1 protein-coding gene is annotated in these 317 nt (G+C 65.0%); it reads right to left on the bottom strand.

All coding sequences use genetic code 11. From position 1 onward, the window contains the following. Positions 1–41 precede the first annotated feature (41 nt). A partial coding sequence (locus tag EXE42_RS17470; RefSeq protein WP_137707110.1) for an amphi-Trp domain-containing protein occupies positions 42–317 on the bottom strand: 276 nt, incomplete at its 5' end.

The following is a 317-nucleotide window of genomic DNA, read 5'->3' as shown; positions in this document are numbered from 1 at the left end:
AACGGCAAATACTCTTCGGGCGTTACTCGACGCTGCGCCCCTCAGTCGACGGTCGGGGCCGTCTCGTCGGTCGTCCCCGGGATCTCGAGTTCGATCTCGAGCTCCTGTTCGCCATACCCCTCGTAATCGATCTCGAGTTCGACGGGCTCGCCGAACGCGAACGGTAGCGTCCACTCGTCGCCGGTAAGGGTCAGCTCGTCGCCCGCCTGAAGCTGTTCGCCGACTTCGACCAGGAACCGGCCGGCCTCGGCGGCGGTCAGGCGGTACTCCTGTTCGAAGTCGCGGCCCTCTCTGATGAGGGTCAGGTCGTCTTCGGA

This window comes from Halorubrum sp. SP3, assembly GCF_005435195.1.
Lineage (GTDB): Archaea > Halobacteriota > Halobacteria > Halobacteriales > Haloferacaceae > Halorubrum > Halorubrum sodomense.
This window is presented reverse-complemented; position numbering and strand designations above follow the sequence as displayed.